The organism is Cellulosimicrobium sp. NPDC030954 (assembly GCF_055571305.1).
Window position 1 is genome coordinate 184,105 of the sequence record NZ_JBVIFN010000001.1, and the last position, 19,846, is coordinate 203,950.

At 75.1% G+C, this 19,846-nt stretch carries 17 protein-coding genes and 1 tRNA gene; 14 read left to right on the forward strand and 4 right to left on the reverse strand.

Going from position 1 to position 19,846, the window contains the following annotated elements; translation table 11 throughout:
• Positions 1 to 90 precede the first annotated feature (90 nt).
• Both ACZ402_RS00760 and ACZ402_RS00765 read left to right on the forward strand, forming a co-directional pair.
• Positions 91 to 1,386 carry an AGE family epimerase/isomerase gene (locus ACZ402_RS00760; RefSeq protein ID WP_375822712.1) on the forward strand — a complete coding sequence of 432 codons (1,296 nt, stop codon included), beginning with the start codon at positions 91 to 93 and terminating at the stop codon, positions 1,384 to 1,386.
• Between the two features lie 134 nt (positions 1,387 to 1,520).
• Complete coding sequence (locus ACZ402_RS00765; protein ID WP_375822710.1) at positions 1,521 to 2,951, forward strand: ATP-binding protein; 1,431 nt, start codon at positions 1,521 to 1,523, stop codon at positions 2,949 to 2,951.
• Between the two features lie 45 nt (positions 2,952 to 2,996).
• On the opposite strand, the gene ACZ402_RS00770 is transcribed toward ACZ402_RS00765, so the two are convergent.
• Positions 2,997 to 3,067 (reverse strand) — tRNA-Gly (locus tag ACZ402_RS00770).
• 154 nt (positions 3,068 to 3,221) lie between these two features.
• Between ACZ402_RS00770 and ACZ402_RS00775 the strand changes: the two genes are divergently transcribed.
• The 11 genes from ACZ402_RS00775 to ACZ402_RS00825 all read left to right on the forward strand — a co-directional run bounded on the left by ACZ402_RS00775 (position 3,222) and on the right by ACZ402_RS00825 (position 14,851).
• Positions 3,222 to 3,830 (forward strand): TM2 domain-containing protein, encoded by a 609-nt coding sequence (locus tag ACZ402_RS00775; protein ID WP_375822708.1) that lies wholly within the window; start codon positions 3,222 to 3,224, stop codon positions 3,828 to 3,830.
• Positions 3,831 to 3,969: 139 nt separating this feature from the next.
• The gene (gene dcd / locus ACZ402_RS00780) at positions 3,970 to 4,545 is read left to right on the forward strand and encodes a dCTP deaminase (protein WP_047233554.1); all 576 of its coding nucleotides are present in this window, start codon (positions 3,970 to 3,972) and stop codon (positions 4,543 to 4,545) included.
• A gap of 65 nt (positions 4,546 to 4,610) precedes the next feature.
• A complete protein-coding gene (locus ACZ402_RS00785; RefSeq protein WP_375822706.1) occupies positions 4,611 to 5,684 on the forward strand; it encodes a hypothetical protein in 1,074 nt (357 codons plus the stop codon).
• A gap of 204 nt (positions 5,685 to 5,888) precedes the next feature.
• Positions 5,889 to 8,948: a Na+/H+ antiporter subunit A gene (locus tag ACZ402_RS00790; RefSeq protein WP_375822704.1), complete on the forward strand. Its 3,060-nt coding sequence runs from the start codon at positions 5,889 to 5,891 to the stop codon at positions 8,946 to 8,948.
• Between the two features lie 11 nt (positions 8,949 to 8,959).
• On the forward strand, positions 8,960 to 9,550 hold the full coding sequence (locus tag ACZ402_RS00795; RefSeq protein WP_375822702.1) for a Na(+)/H(+) antiporter subunit C: 591 nt from the start codon (positions 8,960 to 8,962) through the stop codon (positions 9,548 to 9,550).
• On the forward strand, positions 9,547 to 11,142 hold the full coding sequence (locus tag ACZ402_RS00800) for a Na+/H+ antiporter subunit D (protein ID WP_375822700.1): 1,596 nt from the start codon (positions 9,547 to 9,549) through the stop codon (positions 11,140 to 11,142). Before ACZ402_RS00795 ends, ACZ402_RS00800 begins: the two co-directional genes overlap by 4 nt.
• Positions 11,139 to 11,738 carry a Na+/H+ antiporter subunit E gene (locus ACZ402_RS00805; protein WP_375822698.1) on the forward strand — a complete coding sequence of 200 codons (600 nt, stop codon included), beginning with the start codon at positions 11,139 to 11,141 and terminating at the stop codon, positions 11,736 to 11,738. The genes ACZ402_RS00800 and ACZ402_RS00805 overlap by 4 nt, the downstream gene beginning before the upstream one ends.
• Positions 11,735 to 12,142, forward strand: coding sequence for an MrpF/PhaF family protein (locus ACZ402_RS00810; RefSeq protein ID WP_087470905.1), 408 nt, complete (start codon positions 11,735 to 11,737; stop codon positions 12,140 to 12,142). The genes ACZ402_RS00805 and ACZ402_RS00810 overlap by 4 nt, the downstream gene beginning before the upstream one ends.
• Positions 12,142 to 12,666, forward strand: coding sequence for a monovalent cation/H(+) antiporter subunit G (gene mnhG / locus ACZ402_RS00815; protein WP_375822696.1), 525 nt, complete (start codon positions 12,142 to 12,144; stop codon positions 12,664 to 12,666). The genes ACZ402_RS00810 and mnhG overlap by 1 nt, the downstream gene beginning before the upstream one ends.
• A gap of 88 nt (positions 12,667 to 12,754) precedes the next feature.
• Positions 12,755 to 13,747, forward strand: a complete 993-nt coding sequence (locus ACZ402_RS00820; RefSeq protein ID WP_375822694.1) for a cation diffusion facilitator family transporter — start codon at positions 12,755 to 12,757, stop codon at positions 13,745 to 13,747.
• A gap of 90 nt (positions 13,748 to 13,837) precedes the next feature.
• Entirely contained in the window at positions 13,838 to 14,851 is a 1,014-nt protein-coding gene (locus ACZ402_RS00825) for a CAP domain-containing protein (protein ID WP_375822692.1), read from the forward strand.
• Between the two features lie 27 nt (positions 14,852 to 14,878).
• Here the strand turns inward: ACZ402_RS00825 and ACZ402_RS00830 are convergent, their stop codons facing one another.
• The 3 genes from ACZ402_RS00830 to ACZ402_RS00840 form a co-directional block, all read right to left on the reverse strand.
• Entirely contained in the window at positions 14,879 to 15,466 is a 588-nt protein-coding gene (locus ACZ402_RS00830) for a methylated-DNA--[protein]-cysteine S-methyltransferase (RefSeq protein WP_375822691.1), read from the reverse strand.
• Positions 15,463 to 17,073 carry an AlkA N-terminal domain-containing protein gene (locus ACZ402_RS00835; protein WP_375822690.1) on the reverse strand — a complete coding sequence of 537 codons (1,611 nt, stop codon included), beginning with the start codon at positions 17,071 to 17,073 and terminating at the stop codon, positions 15,463 to 15,465. Before ACZ402_RS00835 ends, ACZ402_RS00830 begins: the two co-directional genes overlap by 4 nt.
• Before the next feature lie 152 nt (positions 17,074 to 17,225).
• Complete coding sequence (locus tag ACZ402_RS00840) at positions 17,226 to 18,260, reverse strand: alpha/beta hydrolase (RefSeq protein ID WP_375822688.1); 1,035 nt, start codon at positions 18,258 to 18,260, stop codon at positions 17,226 to 17,228.
• Positions 18,261 to 18,426: 166 nt separating this feature from the next.
• Between ACZ402_RS00840 and ACZ402_RS00845 the strand changes: the two genes are divergently transcribed.
• Entirely contained in the window at positions 18,427 to 19,758 is a 1,332-nt protein-coding gene (locus tag ACZ402_RS00845; RefSeq protein WP_375822687.1) for an enoyl-CoA hydratase/isomerase family protein, read from the forward strand.
• Positions 19,759 to 19,846 lie beyond the last annotated feature (88 nt).

Here is a 19,846-nt window from a genome sequence, read left to right on the forward strand (position 1 = left end):
GTGCCCCGGGATGATCGTCCCGGGGCACCGCGCCGTACCGGCACCGCGCCCGGTGCGGCACCACGTTCCCAGCACGAGAAGGACCACGACATGACCGAGCACCCGTCCGAGCGGCCCACCCCCGCCGTCGACCCCCAGGGCGACCACACGGCGGGCCACGCTCGCTGGCGTCGCGACCAGCTCGCCGACCTGCTGCACTTCGGCGAGGCGTCGCTGCGTGCCGACGGGGCCGCGCAGTGGCTCGACGACGACGACCGCCCCGACCCGACCCGGCCGGTGCACACGTGGATCACGTCGCGCATGGCGCACGTGTACGCGTTCGCGTCGCTGCTCGGGGTCCCGGGGGCGGGGGAGCACGCGGACGCGGCGCTGCACGGGCTGCGCGCGGTGCTCGTGGACGCGGAGAACGGCGGCTGGGTGTCGTCGCGGGGCCCGGCCCGCCGGCCGGGCGACCTCGACGTGGGGGAGGGGGTCCCGGTGGACGGGACGAAGAGCGCCTACGCGCACGCGTTCGTGGTGCTCGCCGCGGCGTCGGGGACGATCGCGGGCCGCGAGGGCGCGCGCGAGCTGCTCGACGCGGCGCTCGCCGTGCTCGACGAGCGGTTCTGGGAGCCCGGCCCGCGCATGCACGCGGACGAGTGGACGCGCGACTGGACCACGCTCGACGAGTACCGCGGCGTCAACGCGAACATGCACGCGGTCGAGGCGCTGCTCGCGGCCCACGACGCGACCGGCGACGCCGAGTGGCTCGACCGCGCCGCGTCGATCGCGGACCGCGTGGTCGGGTGGGCGCGCGAGAACGAGTGGCGCATCCCCGAGCACTTCGACGCGGACTGGAACCCGCTGCCGGACTACAACGCCGACCGCCCGCGCGACCCGTTCAAGCCGTACGGGTCGACGCCGGGGCACGGGCTCGAGTGGGCTCGCCTCCTCCTCCAGGTCGACATCGCGGCCGGCACGCCCGGTGCGCGCACCGAGGCCGCGGTCGCGCTGTTCGACCGCGCCGTCGCCGACGGCTGGGACGGCGAGCACGGCGGCGGGTTCGTGTACACCGTCGACTGGTCCGGGGTGCCCGTCGAGCCGCGCCGCTACCACTGGGTCGCGGCCGAGGCCGTGGCCGCCGCCGACGTGCTCGGCCGGGTCACGGGGGAGTCGCGCTTCGCCGAGGCCGCCGCGGGCTGGTGGGCGTGGATCGACCGGTTCCTCGTCGACCCCGAGCGCGGCTCGTGGCACCACGAGCTCGACACGGCCAACCGCCCCGACGGCGTCACGTGGGTCGGCAAGCCCGACGTCTACCACGCCGCCCAGGCCGTGATCCTCCCCGACCTGCCGCTCACCGGATCGCTCGCCGCCTCGGCGAAGGCCGCGGGCAGCATCCTGGGCTGAGGCCCACCCTCAGACCGCCGAGCCCGGGGTCGTTCCCCACGTCACCGTCGCCGTGAGGATCGACCCCGGGCTCGGCGCTTGATACCCCCACAAGAGTTAGTATTCTTGGTGGGGGTTTGATCTGAGGGGGTGTCATGGTGGGATTCGTCGGGCGTGCGACGGAGCTGCGCGAGCTCGCGCACCAGCTGGACGTCGTCCGGACGGGTGGGCGGGCGGATGCCGGCGTCGCCGTGCTGCTTCGAGGCCGCCGCCGCGTCGGCAAGTCGCGCCTCGTGACAGAGCTCATCGAGCGGGAGGGCGTCCCGTCCGTGTACTTCCAGGCGGCGCGACACGCTCCCCCGGGGGACGAGCTCGCGGCGTTCGCCGAGGCTGTCGCGCGGTCGGACCTACCCGGTGCCGCCGTCGCGGAGGAGAACAGGCCCACCTCCTTCACCGCTGCCCTCCGGTTGCTGGCGGCCGCGCTGCCTGCCGAGACCCCGGCCATCGTCGTCGTGGACGAGCTGCCCTGGCTGCTCGAGGGGATCCAGGGTGGCGCCGGGGAGCTGCAGCGCGTCTGGGACCGGGAGCTCTCGCGACGGCCCGTGCTGCTGCTCCTCCTCGGGAGCGACCTGGCGATGATGGAGGCGCTCGGGCGTCCGGACCAACCGTTCCACGGGCGCGCGACCGAGATGCTGCTGCGTGCTCTGTCCCCTCGGGACGTCGCCCGGATGACGGGACTGACGGGAGCCCACGCCTTCGACGCGTTCCTCGTCACGGGCGGACAGCCGCTCGTCGCGCAGGAGTGGCAGCCGGAGGAGCCGCCCGTGGCCTTCGTGCGGCGCGCGTACGAGCGGCCGACGAGTGCGCTCGTCGTCTCCGGGACGAGGGTCCTCGACGGCGAGCTGCCCTCCACGTCGCACGCCCGGATGGTGCTGACGGCGATCGGCGGCAAGGGCGAACGGACCTACTCGCGGATCCTCCAGGCTCTCGACGGCTCGATCTCCCCGACGACGCTCGACCGGTCGCTCGGGCTCCTGGCCGAGAAACGCGTGATCGCCGCCGACGAGCCGCTCTCCACCCGGGCCGCGACGAAGGACCGGCGCTGGCGGGTCTCCGACCCGGCGCTGCGGTTCTGGCTCGCGATGGTCGAGCCCGCGCTCCCGGACATCGACCGCGGTCGACCCGACCTGGCTGCCGCCCGGTTCGAGACGACGTTCTCGTCCTGGCGCGGTCGCGCGATCGAACCCGTGGTGCGGGAGGCTCTCGCGCGCCTGCTGCCTGACGAGGCCTGGCCCGGTGCCCGAGAGGTCGGAGGGTGGTGGCCGCGGAACAACACCCCCGAGATCGACCTCGTCGCGGCGGACACGCGCCCCGCGCGCACCATCGCGTTCGTCGGGAGCATCAAGTGGCATGCCCGCACGCCGTTCACGGCGCGGGACGTCGCGGCGCTCGCCGCCGACGCCGTCCACGTGCCGGGCGTCGGCGCCGCGACCCCGCTCGTCGCGGTCTGCCCGGCCGGTGCCGACGACGACCCGCGCCTGTCCCGGGTGTGGACGGCCGATGACCTGCTCGCCGCCTGGCCATGACGACGAGAGCCCCGCACCGGACCGGTGCGGGGCTCTCGTGCGCTGAGCGGGTGACGGGAATCGAACCCGCGCTATCAGCTTGGGAAGCTGAAGTTCTACCATTGAACTACACCCGCGCGGCGCTGGTGGCGTCCGCCCCGGGCCCTCTGGGAGGATCCTCGGCGAACCAGCGCGCGCCCCGATCATAGCGGACGTCGCCGGTGATGCCAGAACCCGACCGCACGACGACCCGATCCGCGCCCGTGTGCGGCGCACGCCGGAGGAGCAGCCTTGTCCGAGAACCCGTACCAGCAGCAGCCCGACCCCGCGCAGGGGAGCCCGGCCCCGGGCGACCCGGTCTACGGGGGCGGGGCGACGCCGTCGGGCGCGGCTCCCGCGGGCCAGCCCGACCCGGGGCAGCAGGCCTACGGCGAGCAGGGCTACGGCCAGCCGCAGGGCTACGGCGACGCCTACGGCCAGCAGCCGTACGGGACGCCCGGCGCGCAGGCGGGGTACGGCCAGCCGCAGGGGCAGGCCTACGGCGCCGAGCAGCAGCAGGGCTACCCGCAGGGCTACCCGCAGCAGGGCTACGGCCAGCAGCCGGGGTACGCGCAGCCCGGCGCGTACGGACAGCCCGGCTTCGACCCCGCGTACGACCCCCAGGCCAAGTCCCGGCTCGCCGCGGGCCTGCTCGGGATCCTCGTCGGGAGCCTCGGCATCCACCGGTTCTACCTGGGCTACACGGGCATTGGCCTGACGATGCTGCTCGTGTCGGTGCTGTCGTTCGGCTTCGCCGCGCCGGTCATCGCGATCTGGGGCCTCGTCGAGGGGATCCTCTACCTGACCTCGAAGACGGGCTACTACTCGGTGGACTCGACGGGCCGCCCGCTGCGCGCCTGACGCCTCGCCGAACCCGGGGTCGCGGGTCATCTCGCCGTCGAGACGACCCGCGACCCCGGGGACGGCCCCGTGGGGTGACCGCGGATCCAGGGTTCGGCGACCGCTCCTGGCGGGCCCCGGCGTCGGCTAGCGTGGGCCCGTGCTGCTCTCCGACCGCGACATCCGGGCCGAGCTCGACGCCGGGCGCGTCCAGCTCGAGCCGTACGACCCGTCGATGCTCCAGCCGTCGAGCATCGACGTGCGCCTCGACCGGTTCTTCCGGCTGTTCGACAACCACAAGTACCCGTTCATCGACCCGTCGCAGGACCAGCCGGACCTCACGCGCCTGGTCGAGGTCGACCCGGCGGAGCCGTTCGTGCTGCACCCGGGGGAGTTCGTCCTCGGGTCGACGTTCGAGGCGGTGACGCTGCCCGACGACGTGGCCGCGCGCCTCGAGGGCAAGTCCAGCCTCGGCCGGCTCGGCCTGCTCACGCACTCCACGGCCGGCTTCATCGACCCCGGGTTCTCCGGGCACGTGACGCTCGAGCTGAGCAACGTCGCGACGCTCCCGATCACGCTGTGGCCGGGCATGAAGATCGGGCAGCTGTGCTTCTTCCGGCTGTCGTCGCCCGCCGAGAACCCGTACGGGTCGAGCGTCTACGGCTCCCGCTACCAGGGCCAGCGCGGCCCGACGGCCTCCCGCTCGTGGCAGAGCTTCCACCGCACCGACGTCTGAGCGCGGCACGCCGCGTCGGACGCCGTTCGACCCCGCAGGACCCGATGACCGGAGGACCGCACCGCATGAGCCCGCTCCCGCCGCTGCCGCACCCCGACGGGCCCGGCGCCGCGCAGTCGTACCAGGCGCGGCACCTGCTCGGGCTCCCGGCCGACGTCGTCGTGGACGAGGTCGAGACGCTCGCGCTCTCGCGGTTCGCGGGCGCGCGCTGGGACGTCGCGCCGGAGGGCACCGAGCCGCTCGTGCCGCCCGCCCGCACGGCGGCCCCCGGGGCGCCGGGCGTGCTGCGCACGTCGCGCCACACGACGATCACGGGCCCGTACGCCGGCCCCGGCTCCGGTCTGCCGCCGGGCACGACGCTCGTGTTCGACGTCGTGTGCCCGCGCGAGCGCGGCGACGTCCCCTACCCGGGGGGCGGGGACCGCGACGGCGTCGGGCGCGCGTTCCCCGGCGGGCTGCCGGTGCGCGAGGAGGAGCGGGTCGTGGCGTTCCTCGTCGCGGCGGCGCGCCGCCTCGGCGGGTCGGTGCGGACCGACGTCGGGAACCCGGCCGCGCCGGGCGTCGTGCTCACGCCGGACCCGGGCGTCGCGGTCGACATGACGCTGTACTCGGACGTCTGGCTGGACCCCAACGCCGCGCTCTCGCTCGTCGCGCGGCTCAACCCCCGCACGCGGCTCGCGACCGAGGGGAAGTCGTACGAGGGGCCGCCGAAGGGCATCGCGGAGCTGCCGCTCTACCCGGGCGAGAAGATGGACCCCGCGCTGCGGCGCGCGATCCACGCGGCCGCTGACGACGTCGACATCAAGGCGCTGACGACCGGCGCGGTCCTCGACGGGTACGGCCTCATCGTCGACCTCGGCATGGACGGGCTCGTCGCGGTGGAGGTCGGCGGCGAGGAGGCCCTGCCGCTCCTGCTGCGCGGCCTGCCGTGGACGGCCGACGGCGCCGTGAGCTACCGCGTGCGGTGGGAGCCGCGCGACCTCGTCGAGTCCCAGCAGGAGCAGCCGTCGCTCGACCACCAGGTCGCGCGCAAGCGCGCGGCGGAGGTCGTCGCGCAGGTCGCCCGGACGCTGCACGACGCCGTGGGGGGCGAGATCGCGGACGAGGCGGAGTTCCTCGTGGACCCCGAGGATCTGTGACGGGAGACTGAGGAATCGGTCACGGTCCGGGCTGCGGGGCCGGAGGAGGGCTGAGGAGTCGGTAAAATGATCCGCGGCACGGCATCGCCGTCGCCGTGAACTGTCGTGCCCTGCGACTCCCTTCCGCGGGTGCGACGATGACAAGTCCAGCAAGTCCCCCGGTCCTGCCTGCCCACCCCGCCCCCGACCCGGACGGAGCGGCCCGTGCTCTACGTGCTCGTTGCTCATCTCGTGATGGCACTGGGCGCGCCCGCACTCGTCTCGTTCCTCGGCCGCCGGGCGTTCCTCGTCATGGCGCTCGCGCCGGCGTCGGCGGCCGTCTACGCGCTCGCCTGGACCGAGCGCGTGATGGCGGGGGAGCACCCCACCCAGGTCGTCGAGTGGGTGCCGGGCCTGGGTCTCGAGCTCGCCTTCCGCATGGACACGCTGTCGTGGCTCATGCTGCTGCTCGTCGGCGGCGTCGGCGCGCTCGTCCTCGTCTACTGCTCGGCCTACTTCTCGCCCACCGCGCAGGGCCTGCGGCGGTTCGGCGGCGTGCTCACGGCGTTCGCCGGGGCCATGGTGGGGCTCGTCACCGCGGACGACATGCTGCTCCTGTTCGTCTTCTGGGAGCTCACGACCGTCTTCTCCTACCTCCTCATCGGGCACTACGCGGACCGCAAGGCGAGCCGTCGTGCCGCGATGCAGGCGATCGTCGTGACGACGGCGGGCGGCCTGGCGATGCTCGTGGGCGTCGTGATCCTCGGGGTCCAGGGCGGGACCTTCCGGATGTCGGAGATCATCGCCGACCCGCCCGCGGGCGGCGCGGTGACGGCCGCGATCGTGTGCCTCCTGGTCGGCGCGGCGAGCAAGTCCGCGCTCATCCCGCTGCACTTCTGGCTGCCCGCGGCGATGGCGGCCCCGACGCCCGTCAGCGCCTACCTGCACGCGGCCGCGATGGTCAAGGCCGGCGTCTACCTCGTCGCCCGGTTCGCGCCCGCCTACTCCGACACGACCGTGTGGCGGTCGATGGTCATCGCGCTCGGCGCGGGCACGCTGCTCGTCGGCGGCTACCGCGCGCTGCGCCAGTACGACCTCAAGCTCGTGCTCGCGTTCGGCACGGTGAGCCAGCTCGGCCTCATCATCCTGCTCGTCGGCCTCGGGACGCGCGGGGCCGCCCTCGCGGGGCTCGCGATGATCGGCGCGCACGCGATGTTCAAGGCGTCGCTGTTCCTCGTGGTCGGCGTCGTCGACGCCGCGACCGGCACGCGCGACCTGCGCCGGCTCACGGGCGTGGGCAAGGCCCTGCCGTGGACGGCGGTCGCGGGCGGGCTCGCGGCCGCGTCGATGATCGGGCTGCCGCCGTTCGCGGGCTACGTCGCGAAGGAGGCGGCGCTCGAGTCGCTCCTGCACGGTGAGGGACCGGTCTGGGTCGACACGGTGGTCCTGTGGGCGGTCGTCGTCGGGTCGATGTTCACGGTCGCGTACGGGATCCGGTTCTGGTGGGGAGCGTTCGCGTCCAAGCCGCACCTCGGCACGCCCCCGGCGCGGGCCAACGAGCACGTGGGCGTGCGCGCGGCCGCCGCGCGCCGCCCGGCGGTCGAGGCCGACGAGCCGCCGATCGACCCCGCGCGCATCCACCGCCAGCCGGTCCTGCTGGTGGGGCCCGCCGTCGTGCTCGCGGTCCTCGGCCTCGCGACCGCGCTCGTGCCCCACTTCGGCGAGGATCTCCTCGCGCCCTACGCGGACACCTACCCCGTGGGCGAGCCCGGGCACCTCGTCCTGTGGGCGGGCTTCACCCCCGCGCTCGCGCTCACGGTCCTCGTCCTCGCGGTCGGCGTCGTGCTGTTCTGGCAGCGGGCGCGCGTCGAGCGCTTCCAGGCGTCGCTGTGGACCGGCCCGGAGGCCGACGTCACGTACCGCAAGGTCATGCGCAAGCTCGACGACCTCGCGGCCGACGTCACCGCGGTCACCCAGCGTGGCTCGCTGCCGTTCTACCTCGGCGCGATCCTCGTGGTCCTCGTGCTGGGGCCGGGCGTCGTCATGGTCGCGCAGACGGCGTGGCCCGAGCAGCTCAAGGCCTGGGACCGTCCGGCGCAGCTCGTCGCCGTCGCCGCGATCTGCATCGCGTCGGTGCTCGCCGCCCGCTCGCGCCGCCGGCTCAAGGCCGTGATCCTCGTCGGCATCGCCGGCTACGGCAACGCCGTCCTCTTCCTCCTGCACGGCGCCCCCGACCTCGCGCTCACGCAGGTCCTCGTCGAGACGATCACGCTCGTCGTCATGGTGCTCGTGCTGCGCCGCCTGCCCGCGTACTTCTCCAACCGGCCGCTCGCCGCGAGCCGGTGGGTGCGCCTGGGCATCGGCCTGGCCGTCGCCGTCGTCATGATGGGCTTCGCGGTCGTCGCGCCGCTCGCGCGGGTCGCGACGCCCATCTCGGTCGACTTCCCGGCCGAGGCGTACGAGTTCGGGCACGGCAAGAACATCGTCAACGTGACCCTCGTCGACATCCGTGCGTGGGACACGATGGGCGAGATCTCCGTCCTCCTGGCGGCGGCGACCGGCGTCGCGTCGCTCGTCTTCCTGCGCACGCGCAGCGGCGAGATCCTGCGCGCGTCGGGTGCGAAGCCCGCCACGACGGCGTCCGGCTCGGGCGTGTGGAGCGAGGGCAGCGCGGACCCGGGTGCGGCGCTGCGCCGCCGCGGCGTCACCGAGAAGGACCAGCCGCGCATGCTCGTGTGGCTCAGCGCGGGGCGCACGCTCGCTCCCCAGAGACGCTCGGTGATCTTCGAGGTCGTCACGCGCGTGCTGTTCCACGCGATGATCGTCTTCGCGCTCTTCCTGCTGTTCTCCGGCCACAACGCGCCCGGCGGCGGGTTCGCGGCCGGGCTGGTCGTCGGGATCGCGCTCATCGTGCGCTACCTCGCGGGCGGTCGCTACGAGCTCGGCGAGGCGGCACCGGTGCACCCGGGCCTGCTGCTCGGCACGGGCCTGTTCCTGTCCGCAGGCGTGGGGCTCGTGGCGTTCCTGCTCACCGGCAACGTGCTCGGCAGCGACGCGTACGACATCGCGCTGCCGCTGGTGGGGGAGATCCACCTCGTCACGTCGCTGTTCTTCGACGTCGGCGTGTTCCTCGTCGTCGTGGGCCTCGTCCTCGACATCCTGCGCACCCTGGGGGCGGAGATCGACCGGCACGCCGAGCGCGCCGCCGCCGGGCGCGAGCCCGGCGAGGACACGGGGCCGTTCGAGGCCATGGAGCCCGACTCGATCGGGGGCGGCCGACGGTGAACGTCATCGACATGACCCCGAGCGTCGTCCTCGTGCTCGCGATCGGCGTGCTCTTCGCGGCGGGCGTCTACCTGCTGCTCGAGCGCAGCCTCACGCGCGTCCTGCTCGGCTTCATCCTCATGGGCAACGGCGCGAACCTGCTGTTCCTCGTCGCGGGCGGGCGCGCCGGGGGAGCGCCCCTCATCGGCACGACGCCCGAGGACGAGATGAGCGACCCGCTCGTCCAGGCGATGGTGCTCACGGCGATCGTCATCACGCTCGGCATCACGGCGTTCGTGCTCGCCATGGCGTACCGGTCGTGGCAGCTCCACGGCCACGACGAGGTGCAGGACGACCTCGAGGACCGCCGGGTCGCGCGGCACGCCGCGCGCAACGCCCCGGCGTTCGAGGACGCGGACACGGAGGAGAGCGGCGCGAGCCTGGACGACGAGGCCGCCCAGGTCCGCGACGAGACCGACGGCGACGGCGACGGGATCACCGACGGGCAGGAACCGCCGTCGTCCCCGGCCCTGCAGGCCGCGGTGGACGACGACGCCCGCGACGACCGCCCGGACGACCCACGACCTGACGACCGCAGCCACGACGGGAAGGAGCCGCGATGAGCCTCACCGCCGCGGCCCTCGTCCCGCTGCCCGTCGTCCTCCCGCTCGTCGCGGCCGGCGCCGCGCTCGCGCTGTGGCGCCACCCGCGCGCGCAGCGGCTCATCACGGTCGCCGCCCTCGCGCTCGTCCTCGCCGCGTCGGTGGGGCTGCTCGTCGCGGCCGACTCCGGGCCGATCGTCGTCGACGTCGGCGGCTGGGCCGCGCCGGTCGGGATCGACCTCGTCGCGGACCGGCTCTCGTCGCTCATGCTCGTCGTGTCGAGCTTCGTCATGCTGTGCGTCCTGCTGTACTCGCTCGCGCAGGGCGTGGCGGACGGCGACGAGGAGGCGCCGGTCGCCATCTACCACCCGACGTTCATGGTCCTCGCGGCGGGCGTGTTCAACGCGTTCCTCTCGGGCGACCTGTTCAACCTCTACGTCGGGTTCGAGATCTTCCTCGCCGCGAGCTACGTGCTCCTGACGCTCGGCGGCACGGGCGAGCGCATCCGCGCGGGGTCGATCTACGTCGTCGTGGCGCTGCTGTCGTCCATCGTGTTCCTCGTCGCGATCGCGCTGACCTACGCGGCGACGGGCACGGTGAACCTCGCCCAGCTCTCGGAGCGCTACGCCGAGATCGATCCGGGCGTGGCCCTGACCATCCAGCTCCTGCTGCTGCTCGCGTTCGGCATCAAGGCGGCGATCTTCCCGCTGTCCGCGTGGCTGCCGGACTCGTACCCGACCGCGCCCGCGCCGGTGACGGCGGTGTTCGCCGGCCTGCTCACCAAGGTGGGCGTCTACGCGATCATCCGCACGCAGACGCTGCTGTTCCCGGAGGACAGCGTGGTCGACGACGTGCTCATGTGGCTCGCGCTGCTCACGATGGTCGTCGGGATCCTCGGTGCCGTCGCGCAGAACGACATCAAGCGACTGCTCTCGTTCACCCTCGTCAGCCACATCGGCTACATGATCTTCGGCATCGCGCTCGCGTCCGAGCCGGGCATGGCGGCCGCGATCTTCTACGTGGTGCACCACATCACCGTCCAGACGACGCTGTTCCTGGTGGTGGGCCTCGTGGAACGTCGCGGCGGGTCGACCTCGCTCGACCGGCTCGGCGGCCTCGCCAAGCTCGCGCCGGGGCTCGCGATCCTGTTCTTCATCCCCGCGATGAACCTCGCCGGGATCCCGCCGCTGTCCGGCTTCCTCGGCAAGGTGGGCCTGCTGGAGGAGGGCGTCGCGCAGGGCACGCCGCTCACGTGGGCGCTCGTCGTCGGGTCCGTCGTCACGTCGCTGCTCACGCTGTACGCGATCGTCAAGGCGTGGAACAAGGCGTTCTGGCAGACGGCGCCCGTGGAGATCCCCGCGGACGCGCGCCTCCCGCGCGGCATGGTCGGTCCGGCGACGGCGCTCGTCGCGTTCGGCCTCGCGCTCACCGTGGTGGCCGGGCCGCTCTACTCGTACACCGAGCGCGCCGCCGCGACGCTGCTCGACGGTCACACGTACGTCGACGCCGTGTTCCCGGGCGACTCCGACCGCGGGCAGGGCGAGTCGAACGAGGTCGCGACCGACGAGACGGGCACGGAGCCCGCCACGACGGCCGGGGGTGGGGACGGATGAGCCTGCACCGTCGCCGTCGCGCGCTCGCCTCCGGCTGGTTCGCGCGCGTCACCACGCAGTGGCGCACGATCCTGTGGCTGACGATCGTCTGGGTCATGCTCTGGGGCGACCTGTCGTGGGGCAACGTCCTCGCGGGCGTCATCCTGGGCTTCGCCGTCATCACGTTCTTCCCGCTGCCGTCGATCGCGGCGCGCGGGAAGCTCCGACCGTGGCCGTTCGCCGTGCTCGTCGGGCGCTTCGTCGCCGACCTCGTCGTCGCGTCGTTCCAGGTGAGCCTGCTCGCACTCACGCCCCGCCACACGCCGCGCGGCGCCGTCGTGGGCGTGCGGCTGCGCAACCCGTCCGACATCTACCTGACGATCACGGCCGAGCTCTCCTCGCTCGTGCCCGGCTCCATCGTCGTCGAGGCCCACCGGCTCACCGGGATGCTCTACCTGCACGTGCTCGACGTCGAGACCGCGGGCGGGGTGGAGAAGGTGCGCCAGGACACGCTCGCCCTGGAGGCCCGCGTGCTGCACGCGCTCGCGTCCAACGACGAGCTGCGCGCGGCCGGCCTGTACCGCGAACCGTCGAAGCGAGAGGTGGCCGAGGCATGAGCGACACCGTCTACCTCGTCGTCGTGATCGCGTCCGCCGCGCTGCTCGCGGTCGGCGCGAGCCTCGCGATCGTGCGCGCCGAGCGCGGCCCGTCGATGCTCGACCGCACCATCGCGCTCGACGTCTTCACGACGACTCTCGTCGGCGCGATCGCGCTCGAGGCCGCGTTCTCGCGGCGCACCGACACCATCCCGATCCTCGTCGTGCTGTCCCTCGTCGGGTTCGTGGGCTCGGTGACGATCGCGCGCTTCGCGTCCGTCGAGCCCGAGGACGAGGGCCGCATCCGCACGGCCGACGAGGTCGCCGCGGAGGACGCCGCGCGCCGCGAGGCCGAGGAGGCCGACCGCGACTCCGCCGTGGACCCCGAGCACCACGGCGGCGCGCCCGAGGGGGAGGTGCGCTGATGGACCCGGCGACCAGCTTCTGGGACACCCTGGCCGACGTCGTCTCGGCCGTCTTCCTGCTGAGCGGCGCGTTCCTCGCGTTCGCCGCGGGGGTCGGCGTCGTGCGCTTCCCCGACCTGCTCGCGCGCATGCACGCCGCGACGAAGCCGCAGGTCCTCGGGCTGATCCTCGTGCTCGCGGGCCTGAGCCTGCGGCTGCGCTCGTGGGGCGCCGTCGCGACGCTGTTCCTCGTCGTGGTCTTCCAGCTCCTCACCTCGCCCGTCGCGGCGCACATGGTCGGCCGCGCCGGCTACCGGACCGGCAAGGTGCGCACGGACCTGCTCGTCGTGGACGAGCTCACGCGCGACCAGGACGCGGCCGAGCGCGAGGACTCGGGCGAGCACGAGGACGCCGGTGCCGCCGCCGGCCCGGCGTCGCGCGTGAGCGCGCGTCGGGAGACCGGCGACGCGGAGCCGGCCGCCACCGGCGACACCGCCGCCGGCGACGTCGGGCCCGCTGCCGGGCCCGACACCTCGGAGCGCTGACGCGCTCGTCGGGTCCAGAGACCGACGGCGGCTGCCGTCGACCGCCGCTCCGCGCGCGGGCTGCGGGCACGGCTGGTAGACCGGCTGCATGGCCGACGCCCCCACGCCCGCCCCGCCGCCGCCGGAGTCGCGCAACCCGCGGGTCGCCCGGCCGGAGGACGCGGGCGAGAGCACCGTCACCGTCGTCGTCGCGTTCCTCGCCAACGCGCTCGTCGCGGGCGCCAAGACCGTCGCCGCGACGATCACCGGGTCGGCGTCGATGCTCGCCGAGGCCGTGCACTCGTGGGCGGACACCGGCAACGAGGTCTTCCTGCTCGTCGCCGACAAGCGCTCGCGGCGCCCCGCCGACGCCGAGCACCCGCTCGGGTTCGGCCGCGAGGCGTACGTGTGGTCGATGTTCGCGGCGATCGGTCTGTTCGCCGTGGGCGCGGGGGTGTCGATCACGCACGGCATCCAGGAGCTCGTGCACCCCCAGCCCGCGGACGACTTCGTCGTCGCCTACGCGGTGCTGGCGTTCGCGTTCGTCCTGGAGGGCGTGTCGTTCCTGCGGGCCCGGCGCCAGGCGCGCGACGAGGCGCGGGCCGCCGACCGCGACACGCTGCACCACGTGCTCGTGACGTCCGACCCCACGCTGCGGGCCGTGTACGCGGAGGACGCCGCCGCGCTGGTCGGCCTCGTCGTCGCGTTCGGCGGGGTGCTCGCGCACCAGCTCACCGGCTCTCCGGTCCCGGACGCGATCGGGTCGATCGTCGTCGGCCTCGTGCTCGCGGTGGTGTCGGTCGTGCTCATCGACCGCAACCGCCGCTTCCTCGTCGGCGAGGCCGCGATGCCCGCCACGCGGGCCGCCGTCCTGCAGGGCATCCGGGACCTGCCGGAGGTCGAGCGCGTGACCTACCTGCGGCTCGAGTACGTCGGCCCGCGCGCGCTGTACCTCGTGGCGAGCGTCGACCTGCGCGGGGACGAGTCGGAGACGTCGGTCGCGCTGCGGCTCGACGAGCTCGAGCGCCGCGTGACGTCCGTGCCGCTCATCGCCGGCGCGGTGTTCACCGTCTCGGCGCCCGAGGAGCCGTCGATCGCCTGACCCCCAGGCCCCGGGTCCGGCGGGAAGGGGACCGCGGGCAGAACGGACGAAGCGGTACACATCCACGGCCGGGGTGGGTAGGGTCGGGCGATGGCCCCGCAGCGCACGCCCCGGCACCGGGCTGGCGCGCCCGCGGACGCGCCGCGGTCCCGACCGGCAGCCCCGGCGACCGCAGCAGCACGACGGCGGGGCGACCCGTTCGCGCGGCACCTGCGGGCAGCACCGCGGGTGGCCGTGACGTCGGGGGTCGCCGCGGCGCTGCTGCTCGGACCGCCCCTGGGCGTCACGCTCGCGACGATGACCGGTGAGGTCCGCCCGGAGCACGTCGGCCCGCTCGGCCCGGTGGTCGCCGCGCTGCCCTGGCAGGGGACCGACCCGCAGACCTGGTTCGACGGCCGCGACCCGCGCGACGACAGCGCCTCCCGCACGCTCGCGGACGGTCGCGCGACGGCGGACCGGGACGCCTCGGGGGACGCGGCGACGCCGGGCGGAGCCGCCTCGCCGAGCGGGTCGAGCCCGGGCGACGACGCCGGCGCGCCCGAGGCCGGGGGCGACGAGGCGCCGTCGCCCGCGCCGTCGTCCGAGGCGCCGGGTGCGGCACCCGGCGCCACGCAGGGCGACCCGGTGCCGTCGGACGCCGGGACGGAACCTGCACCGAGCGTGACGCCCGCCCCGACGTCCGGCCCCGCGGCGGCGTCGGCACCCGCGTCAGCAGCCCCGGCCAGCCCGGGCACGATCACCGCCGAGGGCGCCGCCGTCGTCGACCGGACGAACGCCGAGCGGGCCGCGGCGGGGTGCGGGCCCCTCGTGGTCGACGAGCGGCTCACGGCCGCCGCGCAGCTGCACAGCGAGGACATGCTCGCCCAGGGCTACTTCGACCACACGAGCCTCGACGGCCGCTCGCCCTGGGACCGCGCGAAGACCCAGGGCTACCCGAACCCCGGTGCGGAGAACATCGCGAAGGGGCAGGCGACCGCCGAGGACGTGGTGCGCGCGTGGATGGACTCCCCCGGGCACCGGGCGAACATCCTCAACTGCGACCTGCGCGAGATCGGCGTCGGGCACGCGGACCGGGTGTGGACCCAGCTCTTCGGCTGGGGCTGAGCGCGTGCTCCGGCACGAGCCGGACGCTCAGAGGAGTGACGGCGCCCCGGTCGCGCGGGCCTCGCGGTCGAGCAGGCTGCGCTTGACCTCGAGGCCGTAGCGGAACCCGCCCAGGCTGCCGTCCGTGCGCAGCACGCGGTGGCACGGGACGAACAGCGCGGCGGCGTTCATCGCGCACGCGCCCGCGGCGGCGCGCACGGCGGCGGGCCGCCCCGACAGCTCGGCGTACCGCGTGTAGGTGACGGGGTCGCCCGGCTCGACGGTGCGCAGCACGTCCCACGCGTGCGCGCGGTAGGGGCCCGAGACCTGGCGCACGGGGACGGCGTCGATCGCGTGCACGTCGCCTGCGTAGTACGCCCGGACCGCGGCGACCGCCGGGACGACGGCGGGCGCGTCGTCGGGCACGGTCGAGACGTCCGCGGGGCGCAGGTCGGGGTGGACGAGCGCGACGAGCGCCGCGGGCTCGGCCGTCCAGCCGGAGGCGAGGACCGTGCCGTCGGGGTCGACGACGACCGTGAACGGGCCGTCGGGCGTCTCGACGGTCGTGGTGACGGCGGTGCCGGTGGTGCTCCCGGTGGCGGCCGTCGTCGCGGGGGCGGTCGGTGCGGTGGTCACGGGGTCTCCTTCGTGGGGGTGGTCGAGGGTCGAGGAGCCGCGGCGCGCCACAGGTGCATCGCGGCGTAGGAGCGCCACGGCGCCCAGCGCTCGGCGTGCGCGGCGAGCGCACGACGTTCCTCGGGCAGGCCGAGCGCCGCGGCGCCCGCGCGGAGGGCGAGGTCGCCGTCGAGCAGGACGTCCGGGTCGTGCAGGACGCGCATCGCGACGTACCCGGACGTCCACGGGCCGACGCCGGGCAGCGCCTCGAGGGCCGCTCGCTGCGCCGCGGGGTCGTCGGCGCTGGACAGCGCGAGGGTGCCGTCCGCGAGGGCCTGGGCGACGCCGAGGATCCCGGCCGTGCGCCGCGCCGGCCCTCGCAGGTGCTCGGCGCCGCCGTCGGCGAGCTGCGCCGCCGTCGGGAAGAGGCGGGTCGGCCCGAACCGGGAGACGAACGGCGTGCCGAGCGCGACGGCGAGCCGCGACAGGTGCGTGCGCGCGGCGGCGACGGAGATCTGCTGCCCGACGAGGGCGCGCACGAGGATCTCGGTCGCGTCCACCGCGCCCGGGACGCGGACGCCCGGGACGGCGTGCACCGACGCGGCGAGCGCGAGGTCCGCCGCGAGGGCCGCGTCCACGGCCGCGGGGTCGGCGTCGAGGTCGAAGAGCCGGCGGACCCGCGCTATCGCGGCGGGCAGGTCGGCCACGGACGTGAGCTCGAGCTCGACGTGGAACCGCGGTGCGCCGCGGGTGCTCCCCGGCGGCGGGCCGTACGTCGCGCGGAACGCGCCCGGCCCGTGCGGCAGGGCGAGCGTGCGCGCGTAGGACAGCGCGGGCCCGCCGAGGTCCGCGACCTCGACGCCGTCGACGGCGCGCGCCGCGAGGAACGCGAACACGCCGCGTGCGTCGAACGGCTCGCGCAGGGGGAGCGTGAGGTCGAGCACCGCGGTGGTGCCGCCGTCGTCCCGGACGGCACGAGCGTCGTCGGGGACGCGCACGCCCGCGTCGCCGCGCGGAAGGGTCGGGCGGCCGGGCCGGGCCCGACGGCGCAGCTCGCTCGGCGTCGTGTCGAAGACCTCGGTGATGGTGTCGTTGAACTGCCGGACGCTGCCGAAGCCCGCGGCGAACGCGACGTCCGCGAGGCGGAGGTCCGTGCCCGTGAGCAGGGCACGCGCGGTCTGGGCGCGCAGCGCGCGGGCGAGCGCGACCGGCCCGGCGCCCAGCTCCGCGACCAGCACGCGGTGCACGTGCCGGGCCGAGTACCCGAGGCGCGCGGCGAGGCCGTCGACGCCCTCGCGGTCCACGACGCCGTCGGCGACGAGGCGCATCGCGCGGGCGGAGAGGTCGTGCCCGAGGTCCCAGCTCGGCGTGCCGGGCACGGCCTCGGGGAGGCAGCGCTTGCACGCGCGGTAGCCGGCCTCGTGCGCCGCGGCGGACGTGAGGTAGAACGTGACGTTCTCCGGCTTGGGCGTCCGCGCCGGGCACGACGGCCGGCAGTAGATGCCCGTGCTGCTCACGGCGGTGATGAACTGCCCGTCGAACCGGCGGTCGCGCGACGCGATGGCGCGGTAGCGCTCCGCGAACACGGGGTCCGCTGCCGCGCGGGGAGTCGCGAGGGTCGTCGTCATGCCTCGATCCTCACCCCACGGACCCTCCCGTGGCTAGCGGTATTCGGACACGACGGTGACACGCCTCCGGCGCGAACCCGGGGTCCCTCCTCAGGAGGGTCGGGTCCTGGGGAACGACCCCGGGCTCGGCAGCCGGACGCGTCGGCGGACCGTCAGGCGTGGGCGTCGAGCCAGTCGAGCGCCTCGCGCAGATAGGTCGAGCGGGCGGGCTCGGGGGAGAGCGCGAGGTCGTGCGCGCCGCCCTCGACCGTGACGATCGTGACGTCGTCGCCCAGCCGCTCCGCGCGCGACGTGATCTGGCCGACGTCGAGCACGCTGTCGGTCGTGAGCAGGGCGTCGTGCCAGCCCGAGGCCGGGCCGCTGCGCGCGGACGCCAGCACGAGGACGGGGCAGTCGACGTGCAGCCCGCGCGCCACGCGCGCGTGCCCGCGCCGCACCGCGCGCAGGAACCCCGCCCGGACGGGGAAGCCCTCGATCGGCTTCCAGGCCAGGTCGAAGTCCCACTCGCCGCCCGTGCTCGCGTGCAGGGCCTCGGCCCAGTGCGGGTCCAGCCCGCCCACGACGAGCCGCGGCGCGACCCGGCCGACCCCGTCGACCAGCCACGTCACCGGACCCCGGAACACCCAGGGCTTGTTGAGGTCGAACCACGGGCTGTTCAGCACGAGCGCCGCGAGCCGGCCCGGCCGCGCGTCGGCCCACAGGCTCGCGACGAGCCCGCCCGTCGAGTGGCCCAGCACGACGAGCCGCTCGTGGCCCTCCGCGCGGATCGCGCGCGCGGCGGCGTCCAGGTCCTGCGCGTACACGGCGAGGTCGGTGACGAAGTTGGGGTCGTCGTCGGGCCGTGACGGCGCGCCCGAGCCGCGGCCGATCGAGCGCCCGTAGCCCCGCAGGTCGAGCGCGTAGAACCGGTACCCGCGCGCCTCGACCGCCTCGGCGACGTGCGTCTGGAAGAAGTAGTCGATGAACCCGTGCACGTACAGCACCGCGGGCCGCTCGCCCGTGCCCGACGGCGGCTCCCCGCCCGCGGCGGACCCCTCGCCCGGCTCGGTGGACGGGCCGGGCGGACGGGCGCCGTCGGCCCTGCGGACGAGCGTCGCCACCGCGCCGTCCGGCAGGTCGAGGTCCCGCGCGACCCAGTCCTCGCCCAGCACGTCCGTGCGCCATGCCGGCGCCTGCGTCTCGCTCATCGGCGTCTCCAGTCCTCTGCGTGCGACGTGTCAGCAGATTCTCGCGCCACACCGCGACCTCACGCTGACAGCTCACAGGCGCGGCGAGTCGTCAGCGTGAGGTCGTCGTAGGGGGCGACGTGCTGCCGACACGTCCGGGGGGCGGGCCGGGGGTAGCGTGGCGCGCGTGACGAGCGAGATCATCGCCCGCGTCGACGACGGCGTCGGGCACCTCACCCTGGACCGTCCGCGCGCGCTCAACGCGCTCGGCTACGCCATGCTCGGCGAGATCGCCGACGTGCTGGAGGAGTGGCGCGTCGACCCGACCGTGCGTGTCGTGCTGCTCGACGGCGCCGGTGACCGCGGCCTGTGCGCGGGCGGCGACGTCCGCGCGCTGCACGCGTCGATCGTGGCCGGGGAGCAGGCCGAGGCCCGCCGCTACTTCCGGCGCGAGTACGCGGTCGACGCGGCGCTCGCGGAGCTGCCCGTGCCCGTCGTGACGATCATGGACGGCATCACCATGGGCGGCGGCGTCGGTCTCGGCGCGCACGCCCCGGTCCGCGTCGTCACCGAGCGGTCGCGGGTCGCGATGCCGGAGACGCGGATCGGCTTCACGCCCGACGTCGGCGGCTCCTGGCTCCTCGCCCGTGCACCCGGGCGGCTGGGGGAGATGCTCGCGCTCGGCGCCGTGACGATGGACGCCGCCGACGCGCTCTTCGTCGGGCTCGCCGACCACTACGTGCCGAGCGAGCGGCTGCCCGTGCTGGCGGCAGACCTCGCCGCGCTCGCGACCGCGGGGGTCGACCCGTTCGACGTCGAGGACGTGCGGGAGGTCGTGCGCCGCCACGCGCTGCCGGCGCCGGTCTCGCGCCTCGTCACCCGGCAGGCGGCGGTCGAGGCCGCGTACGCGGCGGACACGGTGCCCGAGATCGTGGCGCGGCTGCGGGCCGCCGCCCGGGACGGGGACGAGCAGGCCGGCGCCGAGGCCGACGAGCTCGAGCGGCTCTCGCCGACCGCCGTCACCGTGGCGCTCGCGGCCGTGCGCAGCGCGCGCGACCTCCCGGACCTGCGCGCGGCGCTGGAGCAGGAGTACGGCCTCGTCTCCTGGTTCGTCGACACGCAGCACGACCTCGTCGAGGGCGTCCGCGCGCAGCTCGTCGACAAGGACCGCGACCCCCAGTGGCGCCCGGCGACGCTCGCCGAGGTCGACCCCGCGCTCGGCGCCGAGGCGCTCGCGTACGTCCCCGCCGAGCCCCTGTGGGACGACGCGCTCAGCCCGCGCCTCGCGCGCCGGGCGGTCGAGGCCGTCGTCCGCCGGTTCAGCGAGGACGAGCCGACCGCGGAGGAGCTCGCGGAGGCGGCCGAGGACCTCGTGGTCGAGCTCGTCCGGCGGCGCGACGACGGCGGCACGGTCGTGCACCTCGCGGACTCGTGCGGCGGGCACTTCCTGGACGGGTACTGGCCCGCGGTGAGGTTCGACGCCGTGGGCGACGTCGTCGAGGTCACCGTCGAGTCCTGAGACGCCGGCACGCGCGACGCCCGCCGGAGGACGCCGAAGCGGCCACGCCCGGAAGGCGTGGCCGCTTCGGTCGGGGCCGAGCTCCCGA

What these genes read in the sequence shown, in the direction of transcription:
- ACZ402_RS00760 (WP_375822712.1), top strand. Translation starts at nt 91, where the DNA reads ATGACCGAGCACCCGTCCGAGCGGCCCACCCCCGCCGTCGACCCCCAG.
- mnhG (WP_375822696.1), top strand. Translation starts at nt 12,142, where the DNA reads ATGGACCCGGCGACCAGCTTCTGGGACACCCTGGCCGACGTCGTCTCG.
- ACZ402_RS00805 (WP_375822698.1), top strand. Translation starts at nt 11,139, where the DNA reads ATGAGCCTGCACCGTCGCCGTCGCGCGCTCGCCTCCGGCTGGTTCGCG.
- ACZ402_RS00840 (WP_375822688.1), bottom strand. Translation starts at nt 18,260, where the DNA reads ATGAGCGAGACGCAGGCGCCGGCATGGCGCACGGACGTGCTGGGCGAG.
- ACZ402_RS00765 (WP_375822710.1), top strand. Translation starts at nt 1,521, where the DNA reads ATGGTGGGATTCGTCGGGCGTGCGACGGAGCTGCGCGAGCTCGCGCAC.
- ACZ402_RS00820 (WP_375822694.1), top strand. Translation starts at nt 12,755, where the DNA reads ATGGCCGACGCCCCCACGCCCGCCCCGCCGCCGCCGGAGTCGCGCAAC.
- ACZ402_RS00785 (WP_375822706.1), top strand. Translation starts at nt 4,611, where the DNA reads ATGAGCCCGCTCCCGCCGCTGCCGCACCCCGACGGGCCCGGCGCCGCG.
- ACZ402_RS00800 (WP_375822700.1), top strand. Translation starts at nt 9,547, where the DNA reads ATGAGCCTCACCGCCGCGGCCCTCGTCCCGCTGCCCGTCGTCCTCCCG.
- ACZ402_RS00795 (WP_375822702.1), top strand. Translation starts at nt 8,960, where the DNA reads ATGACCCCGAGCGTCGTCCTCGTGCTCGCGATCGGCGTGCTCTTCGCG.
- ACZ402_RS00810 (WP_087470905.1), top strand. Translation starts at nt 11,735, where the DNA reads ATGAGCGACACCGTCTACCTCGTCGTCGTGATCGCGTCCGCCGCGCTG.
- ACZ402_RS00825 (WP_375822692.1), top strand. Translation starts at nt 13,838, where the DNA reads ATGGCCCCGCAGCGCACGCCCCGGCACCGGGCTGGCGCGCCCGCGGAC.
- ACZ402_RS00835 (WP_375822690.1), bottom strand. Translation starts at nt 17,073, where the DNA reads ATGACGACGACCCTCGCGACTCCCCGCGCGGCAGCGGACCCCGTGTTC.